Origin of the sequence: Spirillospora sp. NPDC049652 (genome assembly GCF_040675125.1) — a bacterium.
Lineage (GTDB): Bacteria > Actinomycetota > Actinomycetes > Streptosporangiales > Streptosporangiaceae > Spirillospora.
This window is the reverse complement of sequence record NZ_JBFAOF010000744.1, coordinates 1-3,705: the sequence shown is the minus strand read 5'-3', so window position 1 is coordinate 3,705 and position 3,705 is coordinate 1. Positions and strand designations below refer to the sequence as shown.

Annotated in this window: 2 protein-coding genes; both read right to left on the bottom strand. The window is 73.7% G+C overall.

Translation table 11 applies throughout. The features are described 5' to 3' along the window. A partial coding sequence (gene scpA, locus AB0J52_RS31790; RefSeq protein ID WP_500186478.1) for a methylmalonyl-CoA mutase occupies positions 1 to 1,506 on the bottom strand: 1,506 nt, incomplete at its 3' end. After that, complete coding sequence (locus AB0J52_RS31785) at positions 1,503 to 3,338, bottom strand: methylmalonyl-CoA mutase family protein (RefSeq protein WP_500186477.1); 1,836 nt, start codon at positions 3,336 to 3,338, stop codon at positions 1,503 to 1,505. The genes AB0J52_RS31785 and scpA, both read right to left, overlap by 4 nt. Positions 3,339 to 3,705: the final 367 nt, after the last annotated feature.

Sequence of the window (3,705 nt, the reverse complement as noted above, 5' to 3'; positions counted from 1 at the left end):
GTCGTCGGACCGCTCCGCGCGCAGCCGCCGCAGCTTCTCGATCTGCTGCGCGCGGACGGACGCGTTGTCGACCTTGAGCACCTCGATGCTCTCGTCGGCGTCGGGACGGTACTTGTTCACGCCGATGACGGGCTGGCGGCCGGAGTCGATGCGCGCCTGCGTCCGCGCCGCCGCCTCCTCGATGCGCAGCTTGGGCAGCCCCTCGTCGATCGCGCGGGCCATGCCGCCCGCCCGCTCGACCTCCTGGATGTGCCCCCAGGCGCGGCGCGCGAGGTCGTAGGTGAGCCGCTCGACGTAGGCGGAGCCGCCCCACGGGTCGATCGTCCGGGTCGTGCCGGACTCCTGCTGGAGGAGCAGCTGGGTGTTGCGGGCGATCCGGGCGGAGAAGTCGGTCGGCAGGGCCAGCGCCTCGTCCAGCGCGTTGGTGTGCAGCGACTGGGTGTGGCCCTGCGTCGCGGCCATGGCCTCGACGCAGGTGCGGGTGACGTTGTTGAACACGTCCTGCGCGGTCAGGGACCAGCCGGACGTCTGCGAGTGCGTCCGCAGCGACAGCGACTTGGGGTTCTCCGGGTCGAACCCCTTCACCAGCTTCGCCCAGAGCAGCCGCGCGGCGCGGAGCTTGGCGACCTCCATGAAGAAGTTCATGCCGATCGCCCAGAAGAACGACAGGCGCGGCGCGAACGCGTCGATCGACAGTCCGGCGTCGCGTCCGGCGCGGATGTACTCGACGCCGTCGGCGAGCGTGTACGCCAGCTCCAGGTCGGCGGTGGCCCCGGCCTCCTGGATGTGGTAGCCGGAGATCGAGATGGAGTTGAACTTCGGCATCCGCCGCGAGGTGAACGCGAAGATGTCCGAGATGATCCGCATGGACGGGGCGGGCGGGTAGATGTAGGTGTTGCGGACCATGAACTCCTTGAGGATGTCGTTCTGGATGGTCCCGGCCAGCGCCTCGGGCGCGACGCCCTGCTCCTCGGCGGCCACGATGTACAGCGCCATGATCGGCAGCACCGCGCCGTTCATGGTCATCGACACCGACATCCGGTCCAGCGGGATGCCGTCGAACAGCCGCCGCATGTCGTAGATCGAGTCGATCGCGACGCCCGCCATGCCGACGTCCCCGGACACGCGCGGGTGGTCGGAGTCGTAGCCGCGGTGGGTGGCCAGGTCGAACGCGACCGACAAGCCCTTCTGCCCGGCGGCGAGGTTGCGCCGGTAGAACGCGTTGGACTCCTCGGCGGTGGAGAAGCCCGCGTACTGGCGGATCGTCCACGGCTGGGTGGCGTACATGGCCGGGTAGGGGCCGCGCAGGTACGGCGCGATGCCCGGGAGGGTGTGCAGGAAGTCGAGCGCGGCCAGGTCGTCGCCGGTGTACACCGACGGGACGGCGATGCCCTCGGGGGTGTCCCAGACCTGGGCGGCGTCCCCGGCGGCGGCGCGCCAGCGCTTGGCGGCCTCGTCGGCCGGGACGGGCGCGCCGAGGTCGATCTCGGAGAAGTCGGGGATCATCGGTTCACTCCCAGATCGGTCAGGGTGGTCGTGAGGACCTCCACCGCGTCGCATCCGGCGAAGACCCGCGCGTCGACTCCTTCGTAGGAGCCCTTACCCGCGAGCCAGACCTTCACCGCGCCGGCCTCGCGCAGGACGCGCGCGGCGTCCGCCGCGTGCTCCTCGTACACCTTGTCCGACGAGCACAGGCACGCGATCGTCGCGCCGGAGGCGGCGAACTCCTCGGGCGGTCCGCTCACGGTCTCGACGCCGCCCGCCTGGAAGAGGTTGGCGGCGAAGCCCGCGCGGGCGGTGTGGGCGGCGAGCGGGCCGAGGGTGGCCAGGTAGACCTTGGGGCGGGCGCCGGTGGCGGCGAGGTGCGCGTCGGAGCGGTCCCGCAGGGCCTCGAAGTCCTGCCCGTAGGTGATCACCGGCAGGCCGCCGGAAGAACCGGTCGCCCTGGACGGGGCGGCCGGGGCCGGCTGCCGGGACGGCAGGACCTCGCCGAGGTTCGGGAACTCGCTGACGCCGGTCAGCGGCGCCTCGCGGCGGGCGATGTCGCGGCGACGGCGCTCCCAGGTCTCCCCCACCCGCCGCGCGACCAGCCCGGACGCCAGGGCGTCGGCGAGCCCGCCGGCCTTCTCGATCTCGGTGAACCAGGACCAGGCGGCCTGGGCGAGGTCCTCGGTGAGGCGCTCGACGTACCAGGAGCCGCCCGCCGGGTCCACGACGCGCGCGAGGCTCGACTCCTCCAGCAGCAGGGTCTGGGTGTTGCGGGCGATGCGGCGGGAGAAGTCGTCGGGCAGGCCGAGGCGCGCGTCGAACGGCTGGACGGTGACCGCGTCCGCGCCGCCGACCCCGGCCGCGAACGCCGCGACCGTGGTGCGCAGCATGTTCACCCACGGGTCGCGCCGCGTCATCATCGCCGAGGACGTGACGGCGTGGATCGTCGCGACCGTCCCCTCGGACGCGCCGGACACCTCGGCGACCCGCTGCCAGAGGCGGCGCGCGGCGCGCAGCTTGGCGATCGAGGCGAACTGGTCGGCGTTGACGGCGAACCGGAACTCGATCTGGCCGAACGCCTCGTCCACGCTCAGCCCGGCGCCGGTGAGGACGCGCAGGTAGGCGACCCCGGCCGCGACGGCCGCGCCGAGTTCGTCGGCGTCGCCGCCGCCCGCGTCGTGGTACGGCGTGGCGTCGACGGTGAAGGCGCGGACCTTGGGGAACTCCCGGACGCAGCGGAGGGCCAGCACGGCCACGTCGTCCAGGATCGCGGGCGCGCCGGTGCGGGCGGCCAGGCCGAGCGGGTCGGCGCCCAGGTTCCCGGACGGCTCGGTGCCGCGCTCGGCGGCCAGGGAGAGGAACGCCTCGGCGGCCTCGCCGGTCTCGGCGCCCGCGTCCAGCACGACCGGCGCGAGGTTCAGGTGGACGTCGGCGAGCACCTCCGGCAGCGCCGCGACGGGGAGGCCCCCCGCGCCGAGGGTCAGCCAGACCGAGGTGGCGCCGTTCTCCAGGTCGGCGAGGATCGCCGCGCGGGTGGTGCCGGCGTCGGGGTGGCCGTGCCGCTGCCGGACGTCCCAGCCCGCCAGGCCCTCGCCGTCCGGGCGGACCTCGCGCACGCGCGGGGCGAGTCCGGGGCGTCCGGGGGCGGAGTCCTCGGCGGTGTAGAGCGCGGCGACGGGCACGCCGTCGGCGGTCGTGTGCGCGAGCAGCCCTTCGATCTCGTCGAGAGGGGTGTCCTCGGACGCCGCGCCGGTCTTGCGCAGCACGCCCTTCACCATCTCCCGCCACCGGTCGCGATCAGCCGGGGGGAAGGCGGCGGCCAGTTCGAGTTCTTCAGACGGCACCGTCATGGCAGGGATGGTAGGCGAGCACGCCCTCCGATCGGTCTACCGGGGTGCCGCGAACGGGCCCGTGGGCGGCGGCGTGCCGGGACGCGGCGCGCCGTAATCCGCGGGACGGAAAAGCCGAATCCCGGCCGGGTGACGTCTCCCCGACCCCGGGCGTGCAACCGGACGAACAGGCACGTACCGTCAGATGTGACCGTCCGAGTCCGGCGCGGCCCTGCCGGCCGCGCCGTGTCGGCCCCGGCACCGAGGTGGTGGGATGGCGCTCAGGTTCGGCATCGAGGAAGAGTATTTCGTCGTCGATCCCCGTTCCCGCCACGTGGCCCCGCGCGCCGGACCCGTCGTCGCCCGCGCGGCCGGGACGCTCGGCGAC

Excerpts from the sequence above, each read along its gene's own strand:
- AB0J52_RS31785 (WP_500186477.1), bottom strand. The coding sequence starts at position 3,338 with ATGACGGTGCCGTCTGAAGAACTCGAACTGGCCGCCGCCTTCCCCCCG.